Origin of the sequence: Streptomyces sp. NPDC002054, from assembly GCF_040296685.1 — a bacterium.
Lineage (GTDB): Bacteria > Actinomycetota > Actinomycetes > Streptomycetales > Streptomycetaceae > Streptomyces.
Map to the genome: position 1 here is coordinate 22,839 of NZ_JBEOXT010000013.1, position 25,178 is coordinate 48,016.

Below are 25,178 nucleotides of genomic sequence, written 5' to 3' on the forward strand. Positions count from 1 at the left end.
AGACCCGGACGAAGCGTGTTGAACCATGGCATGATCGTTCGGATGTTTGAGGAGACGACGGTGGAGATCTCAGGGGCACGTCCGTCCCGGCGCGCGGTGCTCGCCCTCGGCACGGGGGCAGCACTGGCCGCCGGTCTGGCCACGGGCTGTACGGCGTACGCCGTGGAGCCCGGCGCGGAAGACCGGGTGTCCGGGCGGCTGCGGGAGCTGGAGCGGGAGCACTCGGCGCGGCTCGGGGTGTACGCCCGCAACCTGGCCACCGGCCGGACGGTGGCCTACCGGGAGGACGAGCTGTTCCCGATGTGCTCGGTCTTCAAGGGCGTGGCCGCCGCGGCCGTGCTCAGGGACCTCGACGAGGACGGCGAGTTCCTCGCCAAGCGCATCCGGTACACGAAGGCGTACGTCGACAAGTCGGGGTACGGCCCGGAAACCGGCAAGGACCACAACCTGGCCAATGGGATGACCGTGGAGGCGCTGTGCGCCGCCTCGGTCAGCCAGAGCGACAACGCCGCGGCGAACCTGCTCCTCGAGGAACTGGGCGGCCCCACGGCGATCACCCGCTTCAGCCGCTCGATCGGGGACCGGGTCACCCGGCTGGACCGGTACGAACCCGAGCTGAACTCGGCGGAACCGGGGCGGGTGACCGACACCACCAGCCCCCGGGCCATCGGCAGGACGTATGCGCGCCTGATCCTCGGCGATGTACTCCCGGCCGGGGACCGCCGGCTGCTGACCGGCTGGCTGATCGCCAACACCACCAACACCGAGCGGTTCAAGGCCGGCCTCCCGGCGGACTGGATCCTGGCGGACAAGACCGGTGGCGGTCAGGAGTACGGGGTGGCCAACGACGTGGGCGTGGTCTGGACGCCGGAGGGCACCCCACTTGTGATGTCCGTCCTGACCACCAAGCCCGGCTCGCCCACCGGCCCCCGGGACAACGACCTGGTCAGGAAGACCGCCGAGCTCTTGGCCGCCACCCTCGTCTAGGAGGTGCGGCCGGTGCCGGCACCGGTGACGAGGGCCTGGATCTCCTGGAGGACGGTGGCCAGGCCGTGCACGGTGGCCCGCCGGCCGCCGAGGTCCGGTGAGGTCCACGACTGGTCGTGGCCGGAGATCATCAGCAGGGCGTGCTGAGTGATGTGCGGGGTGCCTTCCGCGTTGACGCCGTGATCGGTCCACTCGTGCATCCGGAAGGTGCTGTCCGCGAAGCCGGTGTAGGGGAACATCATCCGGGAGTCGCCCTGCCGGATGCGCAGTCCCCTGCCGGTGAACAGGAGCCGGGTGCGCCGGAAGACCCCCATGCGGCTCCACCGCCAGCCCGCGAGCACCTCCTCGCCGGCACTCAGCCCGTGCCAGGGGATCTCCTTGGTGATCCAGGAGGGGGTGCTCCGGTCCGGCCCGAGCACCACCAGGTCCTCGATCCCGCGCTCGCGGGCGAGCAGGCGCTCCCTGACCAGCACGGGCATCCGGGCCGGCAACTCCTTCGGCTGCGCGGGCACCGACACCGGAACCGAGGCCGGGGCCGACGGGGACGGGGCCGGTCCCGGGTTGGTGTTCCGGGCGATGCACACCAGGCTGCCCGCCCCGCGCGAGGCCAGCTCGGGCTGCTGCCCGCGCAGCCGCGCGTACGCATGGTTGTGCAGGGCCTGCATGCTGAGCAGTTCGGGTTCCCCCGGAATGCCGTCGTCGAGCAGGTCGAGCAGCACCCCCGTGAAGGCGGTGTAGGCGGCGCCCACGGGGGCCATGGCCACCTTGGTCTCCGCGGAGGCGGTGAACACGGTCCTGCTGGAGATCGCCGCCAGGTCGGCCAGGCGCTGCCCGGGCGACATCTTGGCGTTGACCGCGAGGCCGCTGAAGCAGCAGTCGAGGATGACGACCACGTGCCGGGCCTTGGCCGCGCCCGGCCGCAGCCGCCGGCTGATGAACTCGTAGCGCAGGGCCGTGTCCAGTTCGTCCCGCACGGTTCCAGGCAGGCCGAGGTAGAGCTCGTCGGAGAAGTCGTCGGGGATCCCGTGGCCGGCGAAGTACACCAGCAGGGTGTCGGTGGCCTCTTGGGCGGCGGTTCCGATGGTGCGGATGAAGGAGCCCTGGACGTCCCCGGGCTCGACCACGGTGATGTGCTTCCGCGGCAGACCCCAGATCCGGGGGTCCGCCAGGGCATCGGTCAGCCCGGCCACATTGCGGGCGACCGCCGGCAGGGGGACCAGGTGCTCGTAGTTCCAGACCCCGGCGAGTACGGCCCGCGATGCGGCCGGGTCGGCCAGTCTGAGCTCGGTCATCCGCGGTCCCGGTCGTCCCCTCCGGAGTCACCGGCGGGGTTGGGCGGATCCTCGACGGTGTCCACCCGGACCCCGCCGGAGCCGGTGGGGCGGTTCTGCCGCCAGACGGTGACGGCGGCGAGCACGGCGTTCAGGCCGGCCAGGGAGTTCGACAGCACCACGTTGATGGTGTCCATGTCCCATCCCATGGAGCCCGGCTCCGGGGCTTGTGTGGTGAGGGAGAGCTCCGCCGTCCTGGCGACGTCCGGGTCCTTGGCCAGCCATTGGTAGAGCGACTTGATCGCGGCGGATTCCTCGGGTCGTTCCATCGAGATGCGCACGTGCACGGTATCCCCCCGGTGCTCGGTGACTCGGCGGGCAGGTCATGCCCCGGCCGGTCCGCGCGCAATCCTGCCCCCTCCATTGTGAGACATCGGTGTCTCATTTGAGGTATGGTTGTCTCATGGCCATGGATCGTGACCACGTGCTGCGGGCTGCCGCGGCCCTGCTCTCCCGTAAGTCGACCGCCACGATGGACGAGGTGGCGAAAGCCGCCGGCATCGGCCGCGCGACCCTGCACCGGCACTTCGCCGGACGGGACGCGCTCGTACGCGCCCTCGAAGATCTCGGGATCCGGGAGTTCGAGGTGGCCTTCGACCAGGCCCGACTCGACGAGGGCAGCGCGGTCGACGCGCTGCGCCGCCTCGTCGCCGCATCCGAGCCCAACGCCGAGCTGCTGGCCTTCCTCGTCACCGAGAACCAGCTGTTCGAGGGCGATCAGGTCAACGAGGGCTGGTCCCGGCTCGACGCCCGCGTCAGCGCGCTCTTCAAGCGCGGACAGCAGGAGGGCGACATCCGGATCGACCTCAGCCCCGCCTGGCTCACCGAGGCCCTCTACGGCCTCATCGGCACCTGCGCCTGGGCCGTCATGGACGGCCGGGTCGCTGCCAAGGACTTCCAATACATGATCATCGAGCTGCTGCTCGGTGGCGCACGACGGAGTGTGGAGAAATGAGCACGCCCCAGCGGCTGACCGGTCTGACCGGCGCGACCGGCACGACCGGGACGGAGGGGAAGAGCCCGGGGCGCTGGCTTGCGCTCTCCGTGCTCGTCCTGGCCGTCCTGCTGGTCGCGGTGGACGCCACCGTGCTCGGTCTGGCCACCCCCGCCCTCTCCGAGGACCTTCAGCCGTCCGGCACCCAGCTGCTGTGGATCGGCGACATCTACTCCTTCGTCATCGCCGGCCTGCTCGTCTCCATGGGCTCCCTCGGCGACCGGATCGGCCGCAAGAAGCTGCTGCTCATAGGCGCCACCGCCTTCGGCGCGGTCTCCGTCCTGAACGCGTACGCCACCAGCCCCGAGATGATGATCGTCGCCCGGGCGCTGCTCGGCGTGGCCGGTGCCACCCTGATGCCGTCCACCCTGGCGCTGATCCGGAACATCTTCCACGACCCCCGGGAGCGCAGCCTCGCCATCGGCATCTGGGGCGCCACCGCCTCGGCCGGCGCCGCCATCGGCCCGGTCGTCGGCGGAGCCCTGCTCCAGCACTTCTACTGGGGCTCGGTCTTCCTCATCAACCTCCCCGTGATGCTGGTCCTGGTGCTCGTCGGCATCAAGCTGCTGCCGGAGTCCAAGAACCCGGTCGCCGGCCCCTGGGACCTGGTCAGCGTCGGCCTCTCACTGGTCGGCATCATCGGCATCGTCTACGCGGTCAAGGAGCTCGCCACCCACGGCCCGTCCGGGGAGGCGTGGGCCGCCGCCCTCATCGGCGCCGCCAGCCTCTACGCCTTCGTCCGCCGCCAGTTCACCCTGACCGCGCCGCTGCTCGACATGCGGCTCTTCCGGCACCGCGGCTTCTCCGGAGCCGTACTGGCCGACCTGCTGACCGTCTTCGGCCTCTCCGGCCTGGTGTTCTTCCTCTCCCAGTTCCTGCAGCTGGTCCAGGGGCGGGAGCCGCTGGAGGCGGGCCTGGCCGAACTGCCCGCCGCCATCGGCGCGGTGGTCACCGGTCTGGTCGCGGGCAGCTACGCCCGGAAGTTCTCGGTCCGCGGCGTGGTGGCCGGCGGCCTGGCGGCCATCGGTCTCGCGCTCGGCGTGCTCACCCTGGTCCACCAGGACACCGGCTACCCGCTGCTGGGTGCCGCCCTGCTGGTCGTCGGCCTCGGCGCCGGCTTCTCCTTCACCGTCACCGCCGATGTGATCCTCTCCAGCGTGCCCAAGGAGCAGGCGGGTTCGGCCTCGGCCGTCTCCGAGACGGCGTACGAACTCGGTGCGGCCCTCGGCATCGCCCTGCTCGGCTCCATCGTCACCGGCGTCTACCAGGAGTTCACCGCCCCGGCGAACGTCCCGGCCGCGGTCGCGGACGCCGCGCACGAATCCCTCGGCGGCGCCGTCGAGGCGGCCAAGGCCGTGGACCCGCAGACCGCGCACACCATGGTCGCCGCCGCCCAGGAAGCCTTCGTGGACGGCCTCCGGATGGCCTCCGGAGTCGGCGCGGCCGTGCTGCTGGCCACGGCAGCCGCCGCCTGGTTCCTGCTGCGCGGCCAGAAGCTCCAGGACGGCATCGAGCACTGACGCGCCGCCAGGGGAGGCTGTCACGAACCGAGTTGACATCATGATCACGGGCGCGACACCATCCCGGCGATGGAGATCACCGACCTGACCCCGGCAGAGCGCCGCGTGTGGGACGCCTTCCCGCGCGGCGAGGGCGTCGACTTCCGGCAGAGCCCCGACGAGAGCTCCGAGGACGGCGCCTCCTGGGGCGCCGACCGCACCGTGCGCGCCGAGGTGCTGCGCACCCTGCTGGTCAGCGGGCCCGCCGAGGACGGGCAGGTTCCCGGCCTCAAGCTGTACGGGGCCAGGATCACCGGCAAGCTCGACCTCAAGTACGCCGTGGTCGACCACCCCATCCGGCTGCGTGCCTGCTGGTTCGAGCGCAAGCCCATGATGTACGGCGCCCAGCTGCGCGCCGTCGTTCTCGGCGACTCCACCCTGCCCGGCCTCACTGCCGCCACGGTGCGGGTGGAGGTGGTGCTCCGGCTCTCCTGCTGCCGGATCAACGGACCCGTCCGGCTGGCCGGAGCCAAGATCGCCGGTGGCCTCTTCCTTCAGGGGGCGGTGATCCGGCCCGGCAGCATCCCCGACGAGGCCGACGAGCCCCCGCTCCAGCTCAACCACGCCGACATAGGCACCGACATCATCGCCAACGAGCTCACCGTCCACGGCCAGCTCCGTATCAACGGCGCCACCGTCGCCGGCCAGATCAACCTGGACCGGGCCCGGCTGATCGACCCGGGCGGCGTGGCCCTGCACGCCGAGACCCTCTCCGTCGGCACCGACCTGCGCGGCAACCGCCTGGAGGCCGAGGGCATGATCAACCTCACCGGAGCCCGCATCCCCGGTCAGCTCTTCCTCGGCCGTGCCCGTCTGGCCAACCCCGGCCATGTGGCGCTGCGCGCCAGCAGCGCCACCATCGGCGAGTTCTGGCTCCGCAAGTGCGCCGCCATCGACGGCATCGTCAACCTGCGCCGCAGCCAGCTGGACATGCTCTACGCCGAGCCCGCCGTCTGGCCTCCGGTGGTCCGCATGGACGGGCTCACCTACCGGGTGCTGCACCCCACCCTGCCCGCGGAGAAACGGCTGCCGCTGCTGGAGCGGGAGGAGGACGGCTACCTTCCGTACGCCTACGAGCAGCTGGCCGCCGCCTACCGCACCGTGGGCGACGAGGCCGCCGCCCGCACCGTCCAGCTCGCCCGGCTCCGGCGGCACCGCCGCACCCTGCCCCGGCTCACCCGCGCCTGGGGACTGCTCCAGGACGCCACCGTCGGCTACGGATACCGTCCGATGCGGGCCGCGGGCTGGCTGGCGGCACTGCTGCTCACCGGCTCGGTCGTGTACGCGCTGAAGCACCCGCGCCCGCTGAAACCGGGCGAGGCGCCCGAGTTCAACCCGGTCTTCTACACCCTGGACCTGATGCTGCCGATCATCGGCTTCGGCCAGGAACAGGCCTTCGCGCCCGCCGGCGGGCAGCAGTGGCTCTCGTACCTGCTGATCGTGACGGGCTGGATCCTGGCCACCACCACCGCGGCGGGTGTCAGCCGGTCGCTCCGACGCCAGTAGCGGGCTACGCCGCCGCCTTCGCCTTGGTCGCGTACATGTCGACGTACTCCTGACCGGAGAGCCGCATGACCTCGGCCATCACCGAGTCGGTGACCGCGCGCAGGACATAGCGGTCCCGGTCCATGCCCTCGTAGCGGGAGAACTCCATCGCGTCGCCGAAGCGGACGGTGACCCGGCCGGGGCGGGGCATGCCCTTGCCGCCCGGCTGGAGCTTGTCGGTGCCGATCATCGCGAACGGGACCACCGGCGCGCCGGTCATCAGGGTCAGCCGGGCGATGCCGGTGCGGCCCCGGTACAGGCGGCCGTCGGGGGAGCGGGTGCCCTCCGGGTAGATACCGAAGATCTTGCCTTCCTCGAGCACCCGGCGACCGGTCATCAGCGCCGCGACCCCGCCGTTCGCACCGTCCCGGTCGACCGGGATCATGCCGGAGCCGGTGAAGAACCAGGCCATCGCGCGGCCCTTGAGACCCTTGCCCGTCACGTACTCGTCCTTGCCGATGAAGTGGACCGTCCGGTCGCACACCAGCGGGAGGATCATGGAGTCGATGAAGGTGAGGTGGTTGCCCGCGAGGATCACCGGACCGTTGCCCGGGATGTTCTCCACTCCCTCCACGCGGGTGCGGAACAGCATGCGCATGACGGGTCCGACAGTGGCTTTGATGAGCGCGGTACGGAACAACGTGAGCCCTCCGGCGTCGACAAGCGGGTGCGCACCGCCGCGGCAGTGCAGATGTGGACGATACTCGCGGGTCACGGCCCCGTGCACATCGGGTTCACGGGATGGATACCGCGTGTTGACACAGGTTTCCGCCATGTTCCGGCGCAGATGGCCCTGTGGACACCCGCCAATGCCTACCATCGCTGCGCCGATCAGGGGCTACCGACGATGGGGAGACGTGCTCATGACACAGGGCGGCGCAGCGCGGCGGACGGTACTGGGGGCGGCGGTGCTCGCGGCCGGCGGCAGCGCGCTCGGCATGGGGGCGGCTCCCGCCGCCGCGGCCGGCGACGGGACGGAGAGCCGGCACGGCGAAGGCGGCTACCGGGAGCTCCCGTACCCCACGGTCATCGGGCACCGGGGTGCCAGCGGCTACCGGCCCGAGCACACCCTCGGCTCCTATCAGCTGGCCCTCGACCTCGGCGCCGACGTGGTGGAGCAGGACCTGGTGCCCACCCGGGACGGCCACCTGGTGTGCCGGCACGAGAACGAGATCGGCGGCACCACGGATGTCGCCGACCACCCCGAGTTCGCCTCCCGCCGGACCACCAAGTCCGTGGACGGGGTCGCGGTGACCGGCTGGTTCACCGAGGACTTCACCCTGGCCGAGCTGAAGACCCTGCGCGCCAAGGAACGCATCCCCGCCGTCCGCCCGCGCAACACCCTCTACGACGGCCGGTGGGCCGTGCCCACCTTCGAGGAGGTGCTGCGCTGGGCCGACCGCGAGGGCCGCCGGCGCGGCAAGCGGGTCTGGCTGCACGTGGAGACCAAGCACCCCAGCTACTTCCGGTCCCTCGGCCTCGGCCTGGAGGAGCCGCTCGCCAAGCTGCTGCGCCGCTACGGGCGGGACCGCCGGGATTCGGCCGTGTTCCTGCAGTCCTTCGAGCCGTCCAGCATGCAGCGCCTCGCCCGGCTGGTCTCCTCGCCCCGGGTGGTGCTGCTGGCCGCCGCGCACACCCGCCCCTGGGACTTCGTCCAGGCCGGCGACCCGCGCACGGTGGCCGACCTGGTCACCCCCGAGGGCCTGAAGTGGATCTCCGGGTTCGCCCAGGGCCTCGGCCCCACCCTCGACCTGGTCATCCCGAGGGACGCGAGCGGCAAGCTGGGCGAGCCGACCACCCTCGTCCGCGACGCCCACGCCCGCGGGCTGGTCCTGCACCCCTGGACCGCGCGCAACGAGAACAGCTTCCTGCCCGCCGACTACCGCAAGGGCACCGACCCGGCCGCCTACGGGGATGTCTTCGGCGCCTACCGCCGCTACTTCGAACAGGGCATCGACGGGATCTTCACCGACAACCCGGACACCGGACTGCTCGCCGCCGAGGACTTCCGCCCCGGCCGCCGCCCCCTCAACCGCTAACTGGAGCCTCCCGTTCGGGTGGGTCGCGGCCGGGCGGGAAACCGCCGGCCGCGACCGCCGCGTCCCGCCCGGCATGGACCTCGTGAACGAACTCGGGCCGCTGCTCTCCGCGGAGGCAGCCGCGGAGGCCCCGGCCGCCGGCGTGGAGCCGGCCGATCTCGAACAGGCCGTCTGGGTACGGCTGCTGGAATGCGGCCCGGTCCGGCCGGTGGAGCCCGCCCGCTGGCTGCGCCGCGCCGTCCGCGCCGAGGCCCGCCGGGCCCGGCGGCGGACCCGCCGCGAGGTCCCGTACGGACACCGGCCCGACCTCGTCGGCGGCGCCCAGCCCGAGGGGCCGGGGTTCGAACAGCGGCTGCTCGACCGGGAACAGCTCCGCGCCCTCCGATCGGCGGTCGCCCGATTGCCCGGACGCTGCCCACAGCTGATGGGAGCACTTCTTTCGCCCAGAGACCTCACCTACCGTGAAATCGCAGGAGAGTTGGGTATCTCACAAGGAAGTTTGGGGCCCATACGTTCCCGTTGCCTGGGATGTCTGCGCAGAATGCTGGCCGTAGAGGTTGCGGCTCCCGGCCTGCGGGGAAGGGAGCGGTAGACCACAGGGCTACCGGGTGAGCAGGAGGCATGCGCACATGGGCATGAGCGTGACCATTTCGGCGGCGGCCGAGGACGACGCGGAGCAGATCTTCAAGCTCCAGTACCTCGCCTTCCAGAGCGAGGCCGAGCTGTACGGCAACTACCGCATCCAGCCCCTCACCCAGTCCCTGGACTCCCTCAAGGCGGAGCTCGCGGCGGACACGGTACTGGTGGCCCGGCTCGGCGAGGAGGTCGTCGGCACCGTCCGCGGCTCCACCGACGAGGACGGCACCGGCAAGATCGCCAAGCTCTGCGTCCACCCGCGGCTGCAGGGCCACGGCCTGGGCGCCCGGCTGCTGCGCGCCGTGGAGCAGGAGCTGGCCGGCCGCTCCGAGACCACCCGCTACCGGCTGCACACCGGCCGCAAGAGCGAGTCCAACCTGAGGCTCTACCGGAAGGCGGGCTACGTCGCGGTCGGCGGTCGCACCGCCTCGGACGGCGTGGAACTCGTCATCCTGGAGAAGGACGCGGGCCTGCCCACCGACTACGCGGTCAGCGCGTAGGTTCCGCCGCGCGGGACTTCCTGAGCCACATCATCCCGGTGACCGGCAGGATCACCGGGATGAACAGGTAGCCCATCCCGAACTCCGACCACACGGTCGCGTCCGGGAAGGCATTCGGCCGGACCAGGGTCCAGGTCCCCACGGCGAGGACGCCGGCCAGCTCGGCGGCGCAGCACACCAGCGCCGCCCGGCGGGCCTTCTCCCCGCCGCGCACCAGCGAGTACGTGATGAAGGCGTAGACCAGCGCCGCCACGGCGGACAGGGCGTAGGCCAGCGGCGCCCGGTCGAACTCGGTGGAGATCTGGTAGATCGAGCGCGAGACCGCGCCCACCACCATCACCCCGTACAGCCAGACCAGCAGCAGCCCGGGCCCGGACACCAGCCGCGCGCGCTCCACCTTCGCGTCCACCTTCGCGTCCGCCTCCGCCTCAGGCACCGGTGCCTCCCCAGATGTCGTGGAGCCGTACTTCGAGGACGGCGAGGACGACGGCGCCCGCGGCCACCGTCACCGAGCCCCACTTGGTCCGCTCGCTCAGGCTGAGCATCCCGGCGGCCGGGACCGCCGCGAAGGCGCCCAGCAGATAGGCCGTGAAGATCACGCCGCCGTCGGCGGGCTTCTCGCCCTGTGCCAGCCGCACCAGCCCGATCACCAGCTGCACCAGCACCAGCAGGGTCACCACGGCCATGCCGATGAAGTGCCAGTCCTTGGTCGGCTGGTCCCGGTAGGCGGCGAATCCGCACCAGCCGGCGAGGGCGAGTGAGGCCACGCCGATGGCGAGGGTCAGGGCGTCGAGCATGCAGCGAGGGTATTACGGGGCGAAAAACCCGATGCGCGCGCCCCTTGCCGCGCCCCTCGCCGCCGGTCGGCGGGAGCGTGGTCTTGACCACATGGCATCCCGTCGGCGGGTCGGTCGCGGAGTGCGGGGTACGGGATCCTTCGGCGGTATCCGTGCAGGTCACGGGGGAGGGTCCGGTCCTCGGGCGGGCGGCCGGCCTCGTCCCCGATGTCCGCTATGCGGCCACAATCCGTCCGTATAGCGGACATCGTTGATCGGTGAGCGAGTGCTTCTGCTTTACTGGGGCCCATGACCACGACGAGCAGCCGCACCCTTGCGACCGAGGCGATGATGACGCCCGGTGCTCGTTGTATGTGTCGAATGTGCGCCTTCTGAGGGCCCCCTTCTCCCACTTGGCCTCGCGCCCCGAAGCGAGACCCTCGGCCGAGCCCGTCCGCGTCCCGGACCGCTCCTGCCTGCGTTCCCCCAGATGTTTTGTTCCGTGCCGGCCGCCTGCCGCGCCGCGCACTCGACAGCGACGGAATTCCTGTGATCACCACATCGGGCCTCACGAAGGTCTACCAGTCCCGTGGCCGCGAGGTCACCGCCCTGGACGGCGTGGACCTCCACGTCCGTGAGGGCGAGGTCTACGGAGTCATCGGCCAGAGCGGCGCCGGCAAGTCCTCGCTCATCCGGTGCGTGAACCTGCTGGAACGCCCCACCTCCGGCACCGTCACCGTGGACGGGGTCGACCTCACCGCACTGGCCGGCAGCGGCCGTCGGGCCGGCCGGGAGCTCCGCGAGGCCCGCAGCCGTATCGGCATGGTCTTCCAGCACTTCAACCTGCTGTCCTCGCGCACCGTCCAGGACAACATCGAGCTGCCCCTGGAGATCCTCGGGGTCTCCGGCCGCGAGCGCTCCCGCAAGGCGCAGGAACTCCTCGACCTCGTCGGCCTCGCCGACAAGGCCAAGGCCTACCCCGGCCAGCTCTCCGGCGGCCAGAAGCAGCGCGTCGGCATCGCCCGTGCCCTGGCCGGCGAACCCAAGGTGCTCCTCTCCGACGAGGCCACCAGCGCCCTGGACCCCGAGACCACCCGCTCCATCCTGACGCTGCTGCGCGACCTCAACCGGCAGCTCGGCCTGACCGTCCTGCTCATCACGCACGAGATGGACGTCGTCAAGACCATCTGCGACTCCGCGGCCCTCATGAAGAAGGGGCGGGTCGTGGAATCCGGCACCGTCTCCGAGCTGCTCGCCACCCCCGGCTCCGAGCTCGCCGCCGAACTCTTCCCGCTGACCGGCTCCGCGACCACCGCCGAGCAGACCGTCATCGACGTGACCTTCCACGGCGAGACCGCCACCCAGCCGGTCATCTCCCAGCTGGCCCGCACCTACAACATCGACATCTCGATCCTGGGCGCGGCCATGGACACCGTCGGCGGCAAGCAGATCGGCCGGATGCGCATCGAGCTCCCCGGCCGCTACGAGGACAACGTGGTGCCCGTCGGCTTCCTGCGCGAGCAGGGCCTCCAGGTCGACGTCATCGACATCGACGACGCAGACACCGAGCTGGCCGAGCTCGTCAAGGATGGTGCCCAGTGACCTGGTCCGAGATGCAGCCCCTGCTCAGCCAGGGCACCTACGACACCCTCTACATGGTCCTGTGGGCCACCGTGGTCACCGTCCTCGGCGGCCTCCCGCTCGGTGTCCTGCTGGTCCTGACCGACAAGGGCGGGCTGCTGCAGAACCGTCCCTTCAACCGAGTTCTCGGTGTGGTCGTGAACATCGGCCGCTCGATGCCGTTCATCATTCTGCTGATCTGGCTGATCCCCGTCACCAAGTGGGTGATCGGCGTCTTCACCGGCGTCCCCACCTACATCGGCCCCACCGCGATGATCGTGCCGCTCTCCATCGGCGCCATCCCCTTCTTCGCCCGCCTGGTCGAGACGGCGGTCCGGGAGGTCGACCACGGCCTCGTCGAGGCCGTCCAGTCCATGGGCGGCGGCATCCCCACCATCGTGTGGAAGGTCCTGCTGCCCCAGGCACTGCCCTCCCTGATCTCCGGTCTCACCACCACCGTCATCGCGCTCATCGGCTACTCGGCACTCGCCGGAGCCGTCGGCGGCGAAGGCCTCGGCAGCCTCGCGATCACCTACGGCTACCAGCGCTTCGAAGGCGACTTCATGCTCGCCACCGTCGCCCTGCTGATCGTGATCGTGACCGCCATCCAGCTGCTCGGCGACGGCGCCGTACGCCTGCTCGCCCGCCGCGGCCGGACCGCCTGACCCGCCACCCCCGGACTTTCCACCCCCAAAGCCCGCACTTGTCGTGCTCGGGCAATGTCCGCACCACCAAGAAAGAGGCACTCTTCGTGCGCAAGAACACCAAGGTCACCGCTGTCGCCGCCGCCACCGCCGCGCTCGCCCTGGGCCTCACCGCCTGCGGCAGCTCCTCGGACCCGGCCGCCAAGAAGGCCGGCGGCACCGACACCAACGCGGCCCTCGTCGTCGCGGCCTCCCCGACCCCGCACGCCGACGTCCTGAAGTTCGTCAAGGACAACCTGGCGGCGAAGGAAGGCCTCAAGCTGGACGTGAAGGAGTTCACCGACTACGTCCTGCCGAACAAGGCCACCCAGGACGGCCAGGTCGACGCGAACTACTTCCAGCACAAGCCGTACCTCGACGACTTCAACGCCAAGAACGGCACCACCATCGTTCCGGTCGTCAACGTGCACCTGGAGCCCCTCGGCCTCTACTCCAAGAAGGCCAAGGCCCTGACCGACATCAAGTCCGGCCAGACCATCGCCGTCCCGAACGACAACACCAACGAGGGCCGCGCCCTCCACCTCCTCGCCGCCAACGGCCTGATCACCCTCAAGGAAGGCGTCGGCTCCACCGCCAAGCTCTCCGACATCACCGACGCCAAGGGCCTGAAGTTCAAGGAGCTGGAGGCCGCCACGCTGCCGCGCGCCCTCGGCGAGGTCGACGCCGCCGTGATCAACGGCAACTACGCCATCGAGGCCGACCTCAAGCCCAAGGAGCAGGCCCTGGCCCTGGAGAAGGCCGAGGGCAACCCGTACGCCAACTTCCTCGCCGTGAAGAAGGGCAACGAGAACGACCCGCGGATCCAGAAGCTCGCCAAGCTCCTGAACTCGCCCGAGGTCAAGAAGTTCATCGAGGACAAGTACGACGGCTCGGTCGCCGCGGCCTTCGGCGCCCCGCAGTCCCAGTCCTGACACATTCCGGGGCCCTCCGGGACACACGCACGACACCCCCAGGGCACCCGCACGGCACCGGCCCCGCATCCCCGCAACGGGGGCGCGGGGCCCGGCCATGCACATCCGAGCGCCGATGCTGCATGCTGTGGCTCTACGGCCCGCACAAACGGTCCCGCACCACCGTCTCAGGCATGGAGCTGCGCATGACTACCACCTTCCCGGACGTCTCCATCAGCACGGACCGGCTGGTGCTGCGCCCCTTCGAGGAAGCCGATGTCGCCGCGCTCGCCGAGATGATGAACGACGAACTCATCACGGCCTGGACCTCCGTGCCGCACCCCTACACCCACGCCGACGCCTACCGCTGGGCCACCCGCCAGGCCCACGCCGAACGCGCCGAGGGCCGCGGCATCGTCTTCGCCGTCACCGAGTTCCTCACCCAGCGCCTGGTCGGGGTGGTCCACCTGCAGAACACCAACTGGCGCACCCGCGCCACCGAGGTCGGCTACGTCACCGCCCCCTGGGCCCGGGGCGAGGGCTACGCCAGCGAGTCCGTCCTCGCCGTCGCCCAGTGGCTCTTCCGCGACCAGGGCTTCGAACGCCTCGAACTGCGCACCGCCGCCGACAACACCGCCTCCCAGCAGGTGGCCCAGAAGATCGGTTGCATCAGTGAAGGCGTCCTGCGCAACGCCTGGATAGTGCGCACCCAGGCAGAGGACGGCCAGTGGGCCGAGACCCGCACCGACCTGATCGTCTGGAGCCTGGTCCCCGAGGACCTCGAAGGGCTCGACGAGTACGGCGACGGATACGGGGACGGCTACGGCGGCCAGATGGCCGAAGCCGGAGGCTACGCCGTATCCACCGACTGGAACTGAACCGATGACCGGGTAGTCTCACTTGCCCACGCCTCCTCCCCCCACCCCCAGGATCAGGAGACTGACGACGATGGCCGACCGGGTCACGGTGATCGGCTGGGACGGATCGCCCCTCACCGCTGCCGCCAGGTCCGCGCTCTCCGCCGCCACCCTGGTGGCCGGCGCCGCCCACCACCTCGCACTCCCCGAGATCCCGCCCGCCGCCGAAAGGATCCGCCTCGGCAGCATCGGCCTCGCCGCCCGCCGCATCGCCGGACACCGCGGCACCGCCGTCGTCCTTGCCGACGGCGACCCCGGCTTCTTCGGCGTCGTACGCACCCTCCGCGCGCCCGAACACGGCCTCGAAGTGGAAGTCGTCCCCGCCGTCTCCTCCGTCGCCGCCGCCTTCGCCCGGGCCGGCATGCCCTGGGACGACGCCCAGGTCGTCGTCGCCCAGCGCCGCACCCTGCGCCGCGCCGTCAACGTCTGCCGCGCGAACGCCAAGGTCGCCGTCCTCACCTCGCCCGGAGCCGGGCCCGCCGAACTCGCACTGCTCCTCGACGGGGTCCACCGCACCTTCGTCATCTGCGAGGAGCTCGGCACCGACAACGAACAGGTGACCGTTCTCACCTCGGACAAGGCCGCCGACCACAACTGGCGCGACCCCAACGTCGTCATCGTCATCGGAGGCGCCGGACAGGTCGCCACCGAAGCCGGCTGGCTCCTCGGCCACCCCGCCGCCGACGCCCCCCGGGGCTGGGCCCGGCCCGAGCCGGACGCCACCGAGGGCGGTTCCGCCCAGCTGCGCGCCGCCCAGCTCGCCCGCCTCGGCCCGCGCCCCGGCGACCTGCTGTGGGACATCGGCTCCGGCTCCGGCGCCCTCGCCGTGGACGCTGCCGCCTTCGGTGCCGCCGTCATCGCCGTGGACGCCGACGGGGACGCTTGCGAACGCACAACTGCCGCCGCCCGCAAGCGCGGAGTACAGCTCCAGGCCGTCCACGGCACCGCCCCGCACGTCCTCGAGTCCCTGCCCGAACCCGATGTCGTCCGCATCGGCGGCGGGGGCGCCCCGGTGGTCGAGGCCTGCGCCGACCGCCGTCCCGAACGGATCGTCACCCACGCCTCCACCCGCGACGAGGCCGAGGCCATCGGACGTGCCCTGAACGGACGCGGGTACGACGTCGAATGCGCCCTCCTCCAGTCCCTCGGCCTGGACACCGCGACCTGGGCAGAACAGGACCGGTCGGTCGTCTTCCTGCTCGCCGCCGCCCGCCCCGTGCCCCGCTAGCCGCCCCGCCCGGGTAGGCTGGCCGATCGTCGTACTGCCCAGGACCTTCAGGACTTTTGGGCTACGGCGGTACCGGAGGACGCGCGACGTGGCGCAGTCCACAGCGGACCGGGGCGGTAATGGCCGCCACGGTGGCGAACGAGCGCGACAATGCTTAGTGGTTGTCGGCGGCGGGGTACGTGAGGTGTTCGTGCCGCACGGCGACCGCGCTCGTTCGACTCGCCGGTCCTGGCCTGTCCTACGGGCTCCGGGCGACGGACGAAGCACAACCGATGGGCGAGGGGTACGCATGACCGACACCGGCCAGGTTCCGGGCGAGGGCCTTCCGGACAACGCGGGCATGGCGGAGCAGCAGGGCATCCCCGCGCCGGTCCCGGCGCCGGGCGCCTACGCCTTCCAGGACCTTGCGGACAACCCCGGCGAGGACGAGGACGAGCTGCTGCTGATGCCCAGCGGTCAGGGCTCGTGGAGCGACCCGCAGGTGGTACCGCCGGTTCCGGCTTACCCGGTCGAGGGGTATGTCGAAACCCCTTACGTCGAAACTCCGTACGCAGAAACTCCGTACGCGGAAGCCCCGTACGCCGAATCCGGGTACGCGGAGGCTCCCTACGCGGACGGCGCGCACGAGGCGGGCGGCCGGGACTCCGGCTCCATCGACCTCAGCGGCCTGCGGGTGCCGCCGCCCGTCGCGCCGGTGCCCGGGGCGGTTCCGCCGGCCCGGCGTCCGCTGCACATGGGTCCGCCGGTCCCGGATGCCACCGGCGGAGTCGTACGGTCCCTCGCCGACCGCGGCCCGGCCCAGGTCCCGGCCCAGGTCCCGGCTCCGGCCCCCGTGGCCGCTCCGGCCCAGGTCCCCGTGCAGGCTCCGGCGCCGGTCGCGCCGCAGCCGCAGGTGCAGCCCGGCCCCGAGTACCTGGACATCCCGGTTCAGACGGGCACGCCCTGGCTGGCAGTACAGCCGTCGGTGGAGCCTGAGGTTCTGCCTGTGGCCGAGCCCGCGGTGCAGCCGGTGGCGGCCCCTGTAGAAACGGTGGTGCAGGCCCCCGAGCCGCTGTTGGCGGAGTCCCACCCGGCCGCCGAGGTCCAGCCGGAGCCGCCCGCCGAGCCGGCCGAACCCGCCGAGCCGGCCGTGGCTCCGCAGCCGGCCCCCGAGGCCGGCGGCCTGCTGAGCTCGGCCGTGCCGGCCGGGCAGATGGCCGCCGAGCCCCCCGCCGAAGCCGGCGGCCTGCTCCCCACGGACATCGCCCCCGAGCCCCTGCCGGCCATGCCCGAGCCGGGCCCGGAGCCGGTGGCGGCCTCGGAGCCGGTTGCCGAGGTCCCGGAGCCGGCGGAGGCCGTGGCCGAGACGGAGCCCGAGGCCGGGGACGAGGAACCCCCCGCACTGGACCTCACGGACGCCCCGGCCGAGCCCGAGTCCGTGGCCGCACCGGAGGAGCAGCCGGCCGCCCCCGCCCCTGTCGTGGCCGAGGTACCCGAAGCGCCGGCGGCCCCGGTCGTTCCGGAGCCGGAGCCGGCCCAGCCCGAGCCCGCCGAGGCCGTCGAGACCGCCGAGGTCATCGAGACAGTCGAGGCCGTCGAGGTCATCGAGACCGTTGAGACCGTGCAGGCCGTCGAGAGCGTCGAGGAGGTCGAGGCCGTCGAGCTCCTTGGGCCCGACCCCTACCTGACGCCCGCCGCCGAAGCCGAGCCGGAACCGCAGCCGGCCGCCCAGCCCGCCCCGGCCGAGGAGGCGCCCCAGCCCCAGGCGGGCGAGCCCGCCCCCGGCTACGCCGACGCCGAGCGGGAAGCCGTACTCCGCGTCATGCGCGAGCGGCGCGACATCCGCAACGGCTTCCGCACCGACCCCATCCCGCACGAGGTGCTGCTGCGCGTCCTCGAAGCCGCTCACACCGCCCCCAGCGTCGGCCACTCCCAGCCCTGGGACTTCGTGGTCATCCGGTCCGCCGAAACCCGGCGCACCATGCACGAGCTCGCCGAGCGCCAGCGCGAGGCGTACGCCAAGTCGCTGCCCAAGGGCCGGGCGAAGCAGTTCAAGGAAATGAAGATCGAGGCCATCCTCGACACGCCGGTGAACATCGTGGTCACCGCCGATCCGACCCGCGGCGGCCGGCACACCCTCGGCCGGCACACCCAGCCGCAGATGGCCCCGTACTCCTCGGCCCTCGCCGTCGAGAACCTCTGGCTCGCCGCCCGCGCCGAGGGCCTCGGCGTCGGCTGGGTCAGCTTCTTCGACGAGCGCGAGATGGTCCGCACCCTCGGCCTGCCCGAGCACCTCGAAGTGGTCGCGTACCTGTGCGTCGGCTACGTGGACGAGTTCCCGGACGAACCCGAGCTGATGCAGGCCGGCTGGTCCAAGCGCCGGCCGCTGTCCTGGGTGGTCCACGAGGAGACCTACGGCCGCCGCGCGCTGCCCGGCGAGGAGCCGCACGACCTGCTCACCGAGACCGTCTCCGGCATCCGGCCGCTGGACGCCAAGGCGCTCGGCGAGGCCTGGGAGCGCCAGAAGCGGATGACGAAGCCCGCAGGGGCGCTCGGCATGCTGGAGATCATCTCCGCCCAACTGGCCGGCCTGTCGCGGGTCTGCCCGCCGCCCATTCCGGAGCCGGCCGCGGTCGCGATCTTCGCGGGCGACCACGGTGTCCACGCGCAGGGGGTCACCCCCTGGCCCCAGGAAGTCACCTCGCAGATGGTGGCGAACTTCCTCGGCGGCGGTGCGGTCTGCAACGCCTTCGCCAACCAGGTCGGCGCCGAGGTCTGCGTGATCGACGTGGGCGTGGCCGGCGACCTGCCCGCCACCCCCGGCCTCCTTCCCCGGAAGGTCCGGCCCGGTACGGCCGACCTGTCCACCGGCCCGGCGATGAGCCGGGAGGAGGCCGTCGCGGCCATCGAGGTGGGCATCGAGACCGCCCGCGACCTGGTCGCGGCCGGCAACAAGGGCCTGCTGACGGGCGAGATGGGCATCGCGAACACCACCGTGTCCGCGGCCCTGATCTCGGTCTTCACGGGCGTGGACCCGGCGGAGGTCACCGGCCGCGGTACCGGCATCAACGACGAGACCCACGCCCGCAAGGTCGAGGTGGTCCGCCGGGCGCTGGAGCTGCACCAGCCCGACCCCACCGACCCGATCGGCGTCCTGGCGGCCATCGGCGGCCTGGAGCACGCGGCGATGGTCGGCCTGATCCTGGGCGCGGCTTCGCTCCGTACGCCGGTGATCCTGGACGGCGTCTCGGCCGGCGCGGCGGCGCTGGTGGCGCGCGCGATCGCTCCGGAGTCGCTGTCGGCGTGCATTGCGGGGCACCGCAGTGCGGAGCCGGGCCATGTGGCGGCCCTGAACAAGCTGGGCCTGCGCCCGCTGGTCGACCTTGACCTCCGCCTGGGCGAGGGCACGGGCGCGCTGCTGGCGCTGCCGCTGGTGCAGAGCGCGGCCCGCGCGATGCACGAGGTCGCCACGTTCGACTCGGCCGGAGTCACCGAGAAGTAGCCGCTGCGCGGGGGTGTGGTCCGGACCCGCGGGGCCGGGGGCGGGCCCGGGCCACACCCCCGCCCCGCCGGGGCCTTATCGTGGACCCGCACAGAAACCTGCACGTCAGTACCCCCGCCGCTCCAGCGCCGCAGCGGCACGACCCCTCGCCGCTTCAGGAGCCGCACCGCCATGGCCGACACCCCCGCCTACCCCGTAGGGCTCCGTCTCGCCGGTCGCCGCGTCGTCGTCATCGGCGGCGGCCAGGTCGCCCAGCGCCGGCTGCCCGCCCTTGTCGCGGCCGGTGCCGACGTGCTGCTGATCTCCCCGTCCGCCACCCCGTCCGTGGACGCGATGGCCGAGACCGGCGAGATCCGCTGGGAGCGCCGCCGCTATCAGGACGGCGACCTCGCCGGCGCCTGGTACGCCCTGATCGCCACCCAGCACCGCGAGGTCAACCAGCAGGCCTCCGCCGAGGCCGAGCGCGAGCGCGTCTGGTGCGTCCGGGCCGACGACGCCTCCGCCGCCACCGCCTGGACCCCGGCCACCGGCCGCAGCGAGGGCGTGACCGTGGCCGTGCTCACCGGGAACGACCCGCGCCGCTCGGCCGCCGTCCGCGACGCCGTCGTCGAGGGCCTGCGCGACGGCACCCTGACCGCCCCCGCCCACCGCCGCGCCGCAGGTCAGGGCGCCGGCTCCGTCGCGCTCGTCGGCGGCGGCCCGGGCGACCCGGACCTGATCACCGTCCGCGGGCGCCGCCTCCTTGCCCAGGCGGACGTGGTCATCGCCGACCGGCTCGGCCCCCGCGACCTGCTCGCCGAACTCCCGCCGCACGTCGAGGTCATCGACGCGGCGAAGATCCCGTACGGCCGCTTCATGGCCCAGGAGGCCATCAACCAGGCACTGATCGAGCACGCCAAGGCCGGCCGGAACGTGGTCCGGCTCAAGGGCGGGGACCCGTACGTCTTCGGCCGTGGCATGGAGGAGCTCCAGGCGCTCGCCGAGGCCGGCATCCCGTGCACCGTGGTGCCCGGCATCTCCAGCTCCATCTCCGTGCCGGGCGCGGTCGGCATCCCGGTCACCCACCGGGGCGTCGCCCACGAGTTCACCGTGGTCAGCGGCCACGTCGGCCCCGAGGACCCGCGCTCGCTCGTCGACTGGGCCTCCCTCGCCAAGCTCACCGGCACCCTGGTGATCCTGATGGGCGTGGACAAGATCGGCTCCATCGCCGAGGCCCTCGTCCGGCACGGCAAGTCCGCCGACACCCCGGTCGCCGTCGTCCAGGAGGGCACCACCGCCACCCAGCGCCGGGTGGACGCCACGCTGGCCACCGTCGGCGAGCGGGTCCGCGCGGAAGAGGTACGGCCGCCCGCCGTCATCGTCATCGGTGACGTCGTGACGGTTCACGCCGGTAACTGACCACCAACCGACCCGAGCCGTTGGCACCACACCCAGGACAAGGCAGTATCACCCTGTGGCTGATCTCATCACCGTCGAGGACCCCGACGACCCGCGCCTGCGCGACTACACGGGCCTGACCGACGTCGAACTCCGGCGCCGCCGCGAACCGGCCGAGGGCCTGTTCATCGCCGAGGGCGAGAAGGTCATCAGACGGGCCAAGAGCGCCGGGTACGAGATGCGCTCGATGCTGCTGTCCGCCAAGTGGGTCGACGTCATGCGGGACGTCATCGACGAGCTCCCGGCCCCCGTGTACGCGGTCAGCCCGGAGCTCGCCGAGCGGGTCACCGGCTACCACGTGCACCGGGGCGCGCTCGCCTCCATGCAGCGCAAGCCGCTGCCGACGGCGGAGGAACTCCTGTCCACCACCCGCCGGGTGGTCGTCATGGAGGCGGTCAACGACCACACCAACATCGGCGCGATCTTCCGCAGCGCCGCCGCGCTCGGCATGGACGCCGTGCTGCTGTCCCCGGACTGCGCCGATCCGCTGTACCGGCGGTCGGTGAAGGTCTCCATGGGGGCCGTGTTCTCCGTCCCGTACGCCCGGCTGGAGGCCTGGCCCAGGAGCCTGGACTCGGTCCGCGAGGCCGGGTTCAAGCTGCTCGCCCTCACCCCGCACGAGAAGGCCTCCCCGATCGACCAGGCGGCCCCGCAGGGCCTGGAGCGGGTGGCGCTGATGCTTGGCGCCGAGGGTGACGGCCTGTCCACGCAGGCCCTGGTCGCCGCCGACGAATGGGTACGCATCCCCATGGCGCACGGAGTGGACTCGCTGAACGTGGGCGCGGCGGCGGCCGTGGCCTTCTACGCGGTGGCCGGTCCCGCCACCCCCGCCTGACCCACGGCGCCCCGGCCGCCGCGCCCCGGCCGCCGCGCTACAACTTCTGCGCGGCGGCGATGCCCAACGCCACGATCAGGGTGACCACGACGAACACGATCAGGCGCTGACGCAGCAGCCGCGGGTCCGGGCGCGCGGGCCGGCGGCCCGCTCCGGTGGTGCGCGGGGCCGGCCGGCCGCCGGTGCGGCCGGCCGTCGGGCGGGACGAAGGGCCCTGGTTGCGCGGTGAGGACGGCCGGGACTGCGGGCCGCCCTGCGGGCGCGGCGCCGGGGTACCGGCCGGCCGGCGCTCCGTACGCTGCTCGGTGTGGTCGGCGGCCTGGGCGGGCCGGGCGTGCTCGGTGGGACGGTCCAGAGGGCGTTCCGGCCTGGCCCGCTGGGCCGGCGGGCGCCCGTCGGTCAGCCCCTGTGCCTCGCGGGCCGCGATCTCCTTCAGCCGCATGGACAGCTGGAGGGTGCTCGGCCGGTCCTCCGGGTCCTTGGCCAGGCAGGCCCGTACCAGCGGGGCCAGCGCGTCCGGCACCCCGTGCAGGTGCGGCTCCTCGTGCACCACGCGATACAGCATCACCTCGGAACTGCCGTGGCCGAACGGGGAGTCGGCGGTCGCGGCGTACGCGAGGGTGGCACCCAGCGCGAACACGTCCGTGGCCGGGGTGACGGCCGCGCCGCGGACCTGCTCGGGGGCGAGGAATCCGGGGGAGCCGACGGCCGTGCCCACATGGGTCAGCGTGCTCGCCCCGGTGGCCCAGGCGATCCCGAAGTCGATGATCCGCGGGCCCTTGGGCGACAGCAGGATGTTGGAGGGCTTGAGGTCCCGGTGCACCACACCGGCTTCGTGTACGGCGACCAGCCCCTCGGAGAGCGCGGCGCCGACGGCGGCGATCTGCGCGGCGGTGAGCGGGCCTTCCTCGGCCACCCGGTCGTGCAGGGAGGGCCCGGGGACGTACTGGGTGGCGAACCAGGGCCGCTCGGCCTCCAGGTCGGCGGCCACCAGGCGGGCCGTGCAGCCGCCGCGGATCCGGCGGGCGGCGGACACCTCGCGGGCGAACCGGGAGCGGAACTCCTGGTCCTCGGCCAGATCCGGCCGGATCACCTTGAGCGCGACGCGCTGCCCGCGCCGGTCCGAGCCCAGGTAGACCACGCCCATTCCGCCGGCACCGAGCCGTCGGTGCAGCCTGAACGAGCCGACGACACGCGGGTCCTCGCGCCGGAGCCGCATCATCGCCATGTCCACCCCGCTGACTGACCGGTCGTCCTGTTGACGTGGCACAGCTTACGGACGATCCGGCATGTGCGCTCAGAGGCCGCGCCCTCGTCGGGAGATTCGATTGTCAGTGCGGGATGGGACACTTGAGGGGTGCTCAGAAATCCCCGTGCGGGGGGCCTTTCAGGGCCGCTGAGCTGTCAAGAGTCCATCGCATAAGGGGGATTGGCGATGAAAGGCGACAGGGTCGAGATCGTCGTGGACGCGGGAGACACGACGCGGACGTACGACGTGGTGGCCACCAGGGCGGGGCGCAGGGTGGAGACTGCGGTCCGCAGGGGAGTGGTGGAAGTGAGCGAAGTCACTCGGAGTGGTCAGGCGGTGCGCACAGCGCGCTTTATGGCCAATCGTGTCCTGGCGCTGGTGGAGCAACCCGTTCCGGGGGGACCCCTCCGGGAAGACCCCCAGGCGGAGTGACGGGTCTCCAACCAGGGGAGTAGGCGCAGGGTGCGCCCGTCATCCTCCTGGAGGCCCGGCAAAGGGTCCACAGGCATGAGGACCTGGCGTTCCAGCGCTCCTAAGGTTGAACACAAGCGGCGGGTGGCTAACTCGTCCCCCGAGGTCACACGCCCGCCGCTGCCAACCCCAGGGAGAGGATCATGTCGGACCGCGCAGAGCAGGGACGCAAGACATTCGCGTTCAACGCGCACCAGTCCGCCTCCGGTACGCGCCACCCATTGGTGGCCGCGGCCATGGTGCTTCCCCTGGCCACCCTCCTGGTCGTGCTGTTCGGCGGCTGGGACCAGGTGGTGACACAAGCGTCGTCCGTGAGCGCGTTGCTGGGGCGCTGAGCGGCGCCTCAGGTCCGGGAGAGCGGCCCGGGCCAAAACATCGCCGAACAACCCCGTGGGGACGGGGGTACGGCGGACGGCAGTGAAAGGGTGCTGTCCTTGCGACTGGGGAGTCGCAAGGCCGGCACCCTTTTTGTCTTCGCCGCCCGGGAGGGCCTAGGGCTCGTACTCGCGGTCGTGGACCGGTGCGTGGGGGAGCTGGCGGTCCAGGGACTCGCGGTAGCTGACGCAGCCGCGGAGGAAGCGCGGCCAGGGGGGTACCGCCACCGCCGGGGGGACGCGTTCGGGGAGCAGGCCCCACAGTCGGGGGTGGTGCCAGCAGAGCTCGTGGCCGGTGCTGTCGCGATGGGTGCGGATCCCGTTCCGCAGGCGCACCACCTCGGCCACGAGCTCCTCGCGGCTCAGCCCGGCCAGGTCTGCATCGGGCTCCGGGTCCGGTTCGTCCGGTTCCACGTCCATTCCCGCAGCGTAGGGCCTCTCCGGGCCGCCGCCTGAGGGGCGCGCGTACGATCCGCAGGGAGTGTGGACCGAAGGAACCCGGGGGGACATGTGACCGAGCCGCTGAGTGCCGTGCTGGCCGAGGTCGCTGCGCGGGCGGGCGGGGGAGTGCCGGGGCCGCGCCGGGGCGGGGTGCTGGCCGAGCGGGCCGACGGGACCGTCGTCCGGTGCGGGGACACCGTGGCCAAGGCGCATGCCGCCGATACGGATCGTGCCGGGCTGGCCGCCCGGCTGCGACTGGCCGCGGCCCCGGAGCTGGCCGGGGTGCTGCTGCCGCCGCTGCGGCCCGCCGCCGAGTACCTGCGGGGCCGGGCCGTGACCGTCTGGCCGTACGGCGTCCCGGTGGACCCCGAGCATCCCGAGAACGCCCCCTGGGCCGCGGCCGGCCGCCTGCTGGGCCTGCTGCACCGGGTACCGGTGGACCAACTGCCCGGCCCGGTCCCCCCAATGCGCGGCCCGGCAAAGCTGGCCCGCGCCCTGCGCAGGATGACCGAGGTACTGCGGGACACCGACCGGGCCGGCGCCTCCTGCACCGACCCGGGCGCAGACCCGTGCACCGATCCGGGCACCGGCTCGCGTGCCGGCGTGCGAGCCGACCCTGGCGCGGCCCGCGCGGTGCTGGCGGCGGCGGCCACGTTGCCCGCCTGGGCGCGGGACGAGGCGCCCGTCCCGCTGTCCGGCAGCTCCGCCCTCTGCCACGGCGACCTGCACCTCGGCCAGCTCGTCCGGACCGCCGCCGGCTGGCGGCTGATCGACGTCGACGACCTCGGCGTCGGGCCAGCCGCCTGGGATCTGGCCCGGCCCGCCGCCTGGTACGCGGCCGGCCTGCTCGCCCCCGAGGACTGGCTGTGCTTCCTCGACGCCTACCGGCAGGCCGGCGGCCCGGCCGCCGGCCCGCCCGGCAGCGACCCCTGGCCGGAACTCGACCTCGCCGCCCGCGCCTTGACCGTGCAGACCGGTGCGCTGGCCGTGGCCAGGGCCGGTGCGGAGAACCGCCGACTCGACGAGGTGGAACGGGCGATGACCGATGCCTGTGGCCGAATAGCCGACCTCCCGGCTGAGTTGGAGTCCGCGCCTCCGTCGTAAGGTGAGGGAACGCCGCCGGGCACGTATCCGGTGGCGAGGTCCGACGGCGAGGAGTGAGCC

Annotated in this window: 25 protein-coding genes; 18 read left to right on the forward strand and 7 right to left on the reverse strand. The window is 72.4% G+C overall.

Annotated elements, in window-relative coordinates; translation table 11 throughout:
• The first annotated feature begins 42 nt into the window (after positions 1-42).
• Positions 43-987 carry a class A beta-lactamase gene (gene bla / locus ABT123_RS14280; protein WP_351313176.1) on the forward strand — a complete coding sequence of 315 codons (945 nt, stop codon included), beginning with the start codon at positions 43-45 and terminating at the stop codon, positions 985-987.
• Here bla and ABT123_RS14285 read toward each other — a convergent pair.
• Complete coding sequence (locus ABT123_RS14285; RefSeq protein WP_351313177.1) at positions 984-2,279, reverse strand: caspase family protein; 1,296 nt, start codon at positions 2,277-2,279, stop codon at positions 984-986. The genes bla and ABT123_RS14285 overlap by 4 nt on opposite strands.
• A complete protein-coding gene (locus ABT123_RS14290) occupies positions 2,276-2,605 on the reverse strand; it encodes an effector-associated constant component EACC1 (protein WP_351313179.1) in 330 nt (109 codons plus the stop codon). The genes ABT123_RS14285 and ABT123_RS14290 overlap by 4 nt, the downstream gene beginning before the upstream one ends.
• A gap of 116 nt (positions 2,606-2,721) precedes the next feature.
• Here ABT123_RS14290 and ABT123_RS14295 point away from each other — a divergent pair, with 116 nt between their 5' ends.
• The 3 genes from ABT123_RS14295 (at position 2,722) to ABT123_RS14305 (ending at position 6,377) form a co-directional block, all read left to right on the forward strand.
• The gene (locus ABT123_RS14295) at positions 2,722-3,273 is read left to right on the forward strand and encodes a TetR/AcrR family transcriptional regulator (RefSeq protein WP_351313181.1); all 552 of its coding nucleotides are present in this window, start codon (positions 2,722-2,724) and stop codon (positions 3,271-3,273) included.
• Entirely contained in the window at positions 3,270-4,832 is a 1,563-nt protein-coding gene (locus ABT123_RS14300; RefSeq protein ID WP_351313183.1) for an MFS transporter, read from the forward strand. The genes ABT123_RS14295 and ABT123_RS14300 overlap by 4 nt, the downstream gene beginning before the upstream one ends.
• A 69-nt stretch (positions 4,833-4,901) precedes the next feature.
• Positions 4,902-6,377: a membrane-associated oxidoreductase gene (locus ABT123_RS14305; RefSeq protein WP_351313185.1), complete on the forward strand. Its 1,476-nt coding sequence runs from the start codon at positions 4,902-4,904 to the stop codon at positions 6,375-6,377.
• A gap of 4 nt (positions 6,378-6,381) precedes the next feature.
• Here ABT123_RS14305 and ABT123_RS14310 read toward each other — a convergent pair whose 3' ends face one another.
• Positions 6,382-7,014 carry a lysophospholipid acyltransferase family protein gene (locus tag ABT123_RS14310; protein WP_351313186.1) on the reverse strand — a complete coding sequence of 211 codons (633 nt, stop codon included), beginning with the start codon at positions 7,012-7,014 and terminating at the stop codon, positions 6,382-6,384.
• A gap of 265 nt (positions 7,015-7,279) precedes the next feature.
• Between ABT123_RS14310 and ABT123_RS14315 the strand changes: the two genes are divergently transcribed.
• The 3 genes from ABT123_RS14315 to ABT123_RS14325 all read left to right on the forward strand — a co-directional run bounded on the left by ABT123_RS14315 (position 7,280) and on the right by ABT123_RS14325 (position 9,591).
• Positions 7,280-8,455 carry a glycerophosphodiester phosphodiesterase gene (locus ABT123_RS14315; RefSeq protein ID WP_351313478.1) on the forward strand — a complete coding sequence of 392 codons (1,176 nt, stop codon included), beginning with the start codon at positions 7,280-7,282 and terminating at the stop codon, positions 8,453-8,455.
• Between the two features lie 73 nt (positions 8,456-8,528).
• A complete protein-coding gene (locus tag ABT123_RS14320; protein WP_351313188.1) occupies positions 8,529-9,047 on the forward strand; it encodes a sigma-70 RNA polymerase sigma factor region 4 domain-containing protein in 519 nt (172 codons plus the stop codon).
• Between the two features lie 37 nt (positions 9,048-9,084).
• The gene (locus ABT123_RS14325; protein WP_351313190.1) at positions 9,085-9,591 is read left to right on the forward strand and encodes a GNAT family N-acetyltransferase; all 507 of its coding nucleotides are present in this window, start codon (positions 9,085-9,087) and stop codon (positions 9,589-9,591) included.
• Here ABT123_RS14325 and ABT123_RS14330 read toward each other — a convergent pair.
• Positions 9,581-10,027: a hypothetical protein gene (locus ABT123_RS14330; RefSeq protein WP_351313191.1), complete on the reverse strand. Its 447-nt coding sequence runs from the start codon at positions 10,025-10,027 to the stop codon at positions 9,581-9,583. The genes ABT123_RS14325 and ABT123_RS14330 overlap by 11 nt on opposite strands.
• The gene (locus ABT123_RS14335; protein WP_351313193.1) at positions 10,020-10,388 is read right to left on the reverse strand and encodes a hypothetical protein; all 369 of its coding nucleotides are present in this window, start codon (positions 10,386-10,388) and stop codon (positions 10,020-10,022) included. Before ABT123_RS14335 ends, ABT123_RS14330 begins: the two co-directional genes overlap by 8 nt.
• Positions 10,389-10,916: 528 nt before the next feature.
• Here ABT123_RS14335 and ABT123_RS14340 point away from each other — a divergent pair.
• The 8 genes from ABT123_RS14340 (at position 10,917) to ABT123_RS14375 (ending at position 21,479) form a co-directional block, all read left to right on the forward strand.
• A complete protein-coding gene (locus tag ABT123_RS14340) occupies positions 10,917-11,969 on the forward strand; it encodes a methionine ABC transporter ATP-binding protein (protein WP_351313195.1) in 1,053 nt (350 codons plus the stop codon).
• Positions 11,966-12,652, forward strand: a complete 687-nt coding sequence (locus ABT123_RS14345; RefSeq protein ID WP_351313197.1) for a methionine ABC transporter permease — start codon at positions 11,966-11,968, stop codon at positions 12,650-12,652. Before ABT123_RS14340 ends, ABT123_RS14345 begins: the two co-directional genes overlap by 4 nt.
• Positions 12,653-12,738: 86 nt before the next feature.
• Positions 12,739-13,602, forward strand: a complete 864-nt coding sequence (locus tag ABT123_RS14350) for a MetQ/NlpA family ABC transporter substrate-binding protein (protein ID WP_351313199.1) — start codon at positions 12,739-12,741, stop codon at positions 13,600-13,602.
• A 173-nt stretch (positions 13,603-13,775) separates the two neighbouring features.
• Positions 13,776-14,459 (forward strand): GNAT family N-acetyltransferase, encoded by a 684-nt coding sequence (locus ABT123_RS14355; RefSeq protein ID WP_502970954.1) that lies wholly within the window; start codon positions 13,776-13,778, stop codon positions 14,457-14,459.
• Between the two features lie 70 nt (positions 14,460-14,529).
• Complete coding sequence (gene cbiE, locus ABT123_RS14360) at positions 14,530-15,726, forward strand: precorrin-6y C5,15-methyltransferase (decarboxylating) subunit CbiE (protein WP_351313203.1); 1,197 nt, start codon at positions 14,530-14,532, stop codon at positions 15,724-15,726.
• Between the two features lie 289 nt (positions 15,727-16,015).
• Complete coding sequence (gene cobT, locus ABT123_RS14365) at positions 16,016-19,207, forward strand: nicotinate-nucleotide--dimethylbenzimidazole phosphoribosyltransferase (protein ID WP_351313205.1); 3,192 nt, start codon at positions 16,016-16,018, stop codon at positions 19,205-19,207.
• 171 nt (positions 19,208-19,378) lie between these two features.
• Positions 19,379-20,605 carry a uroporphyrinogen-III C-methyltransferase gene (gene cobA / locus ABT123_RS14370; RefSeq protein WP_351313207.1) on the forward strand — a complete coding sequence of 409 codons (1,227 nt, stop codon included), beginning with the start codon at positions 19,379-19,381 and terminating at the stop codon, positions 20,603-20,605.
• A gap of 55 nt (positions 20,606-20,660) precedes the next feature.
• Positions 20,661-21,479 carry a TrmH family RNA methyltransferase gene (locus ABT123_RS14375; protein ID WP_351313209.1) on the forward strand — a complete coding sequence of 273 codons (819 nt, stop codon included), beginning with the start codon at positions 20,661-20,663 and terminating at the stop codon, positions 21,477-21,479.
• Between the two features lie 37 nt (positions 21,480-21,516).
• Here the strand turns inward: ABT123_RS14375 and ABT123_RS14380 are convergent, their stop codons facing one another.
• On the reverse strand, positions 21,517-22,707 hold the full coding sequence (locus ABT123_RS14380) for a serine/threonine-protein kinase (RefSeq protein WP_351313480.1): 1,191 nt from the start codon (positions 22,705-22,707) through the stop codon (positions 21,517-21,519).
• Positions 22,708-22,914: 207 nt separating this feature from the next.
• On the opposite strand from ABT123_RS14380, the gene ABT123_RS14385 reads away from it, so the two are divergent.
• A complete protein-coding gene (locus ABT123_RS14385) occupies positions 22,915-23,160 on the forward strand; it encodes a DUF8836 family protein (RefSeq protein WP_351313211.1) in 246 nt (81 codons plus the stop codon).
• A gap of 182 nt (positions 23,161-23,342) precedes the next feature.
• Complete coding sequence (locus ABT123_RS14390) at positions 23,343-23,534, forward strand: hypothetical protein (RefSeq protein ID WP_351313213.1); 192 nt, start codon at positions 23,343-23,345, stop codon at positions 23,532-23,534.
• A gap of 156 nt (positions 23,535-23,690) precedes the next feature.
• On the opposite strand, the gene ABT123_RS14395 is transcribed toward ABT123_RS14390, so the two are convergent.
• Positions 23,691-23,993 carry a hypothetical protein gene (locus ABT123_RS14395; protein ID WP_351313215.1) on the reverse strand — a complete coding sequence of 101 codons (303 nt, stop codon included), beginning with the start codon at positions 23,991-23,993 and terminating at the stop codon, positions 23,691-23,693.
• Between the two features lie 147 nt (positions 23,994-24,140).
• Between ABT123_RS14395 and ABT123_RS14400 the strand changes: the two genes are divergently transcribed.
• Positions 24,141-25,118, forward strand: coding sequence for a phosphotransferase (locus ABT123_RS14400; protein WP_502970958.1), 978 nt, complete (start codon positions 24,141-24,143; stop codon positions 25,116-25,118).
• Positions 25,119-25,178 lie beyond the last annotated feature (60 nt).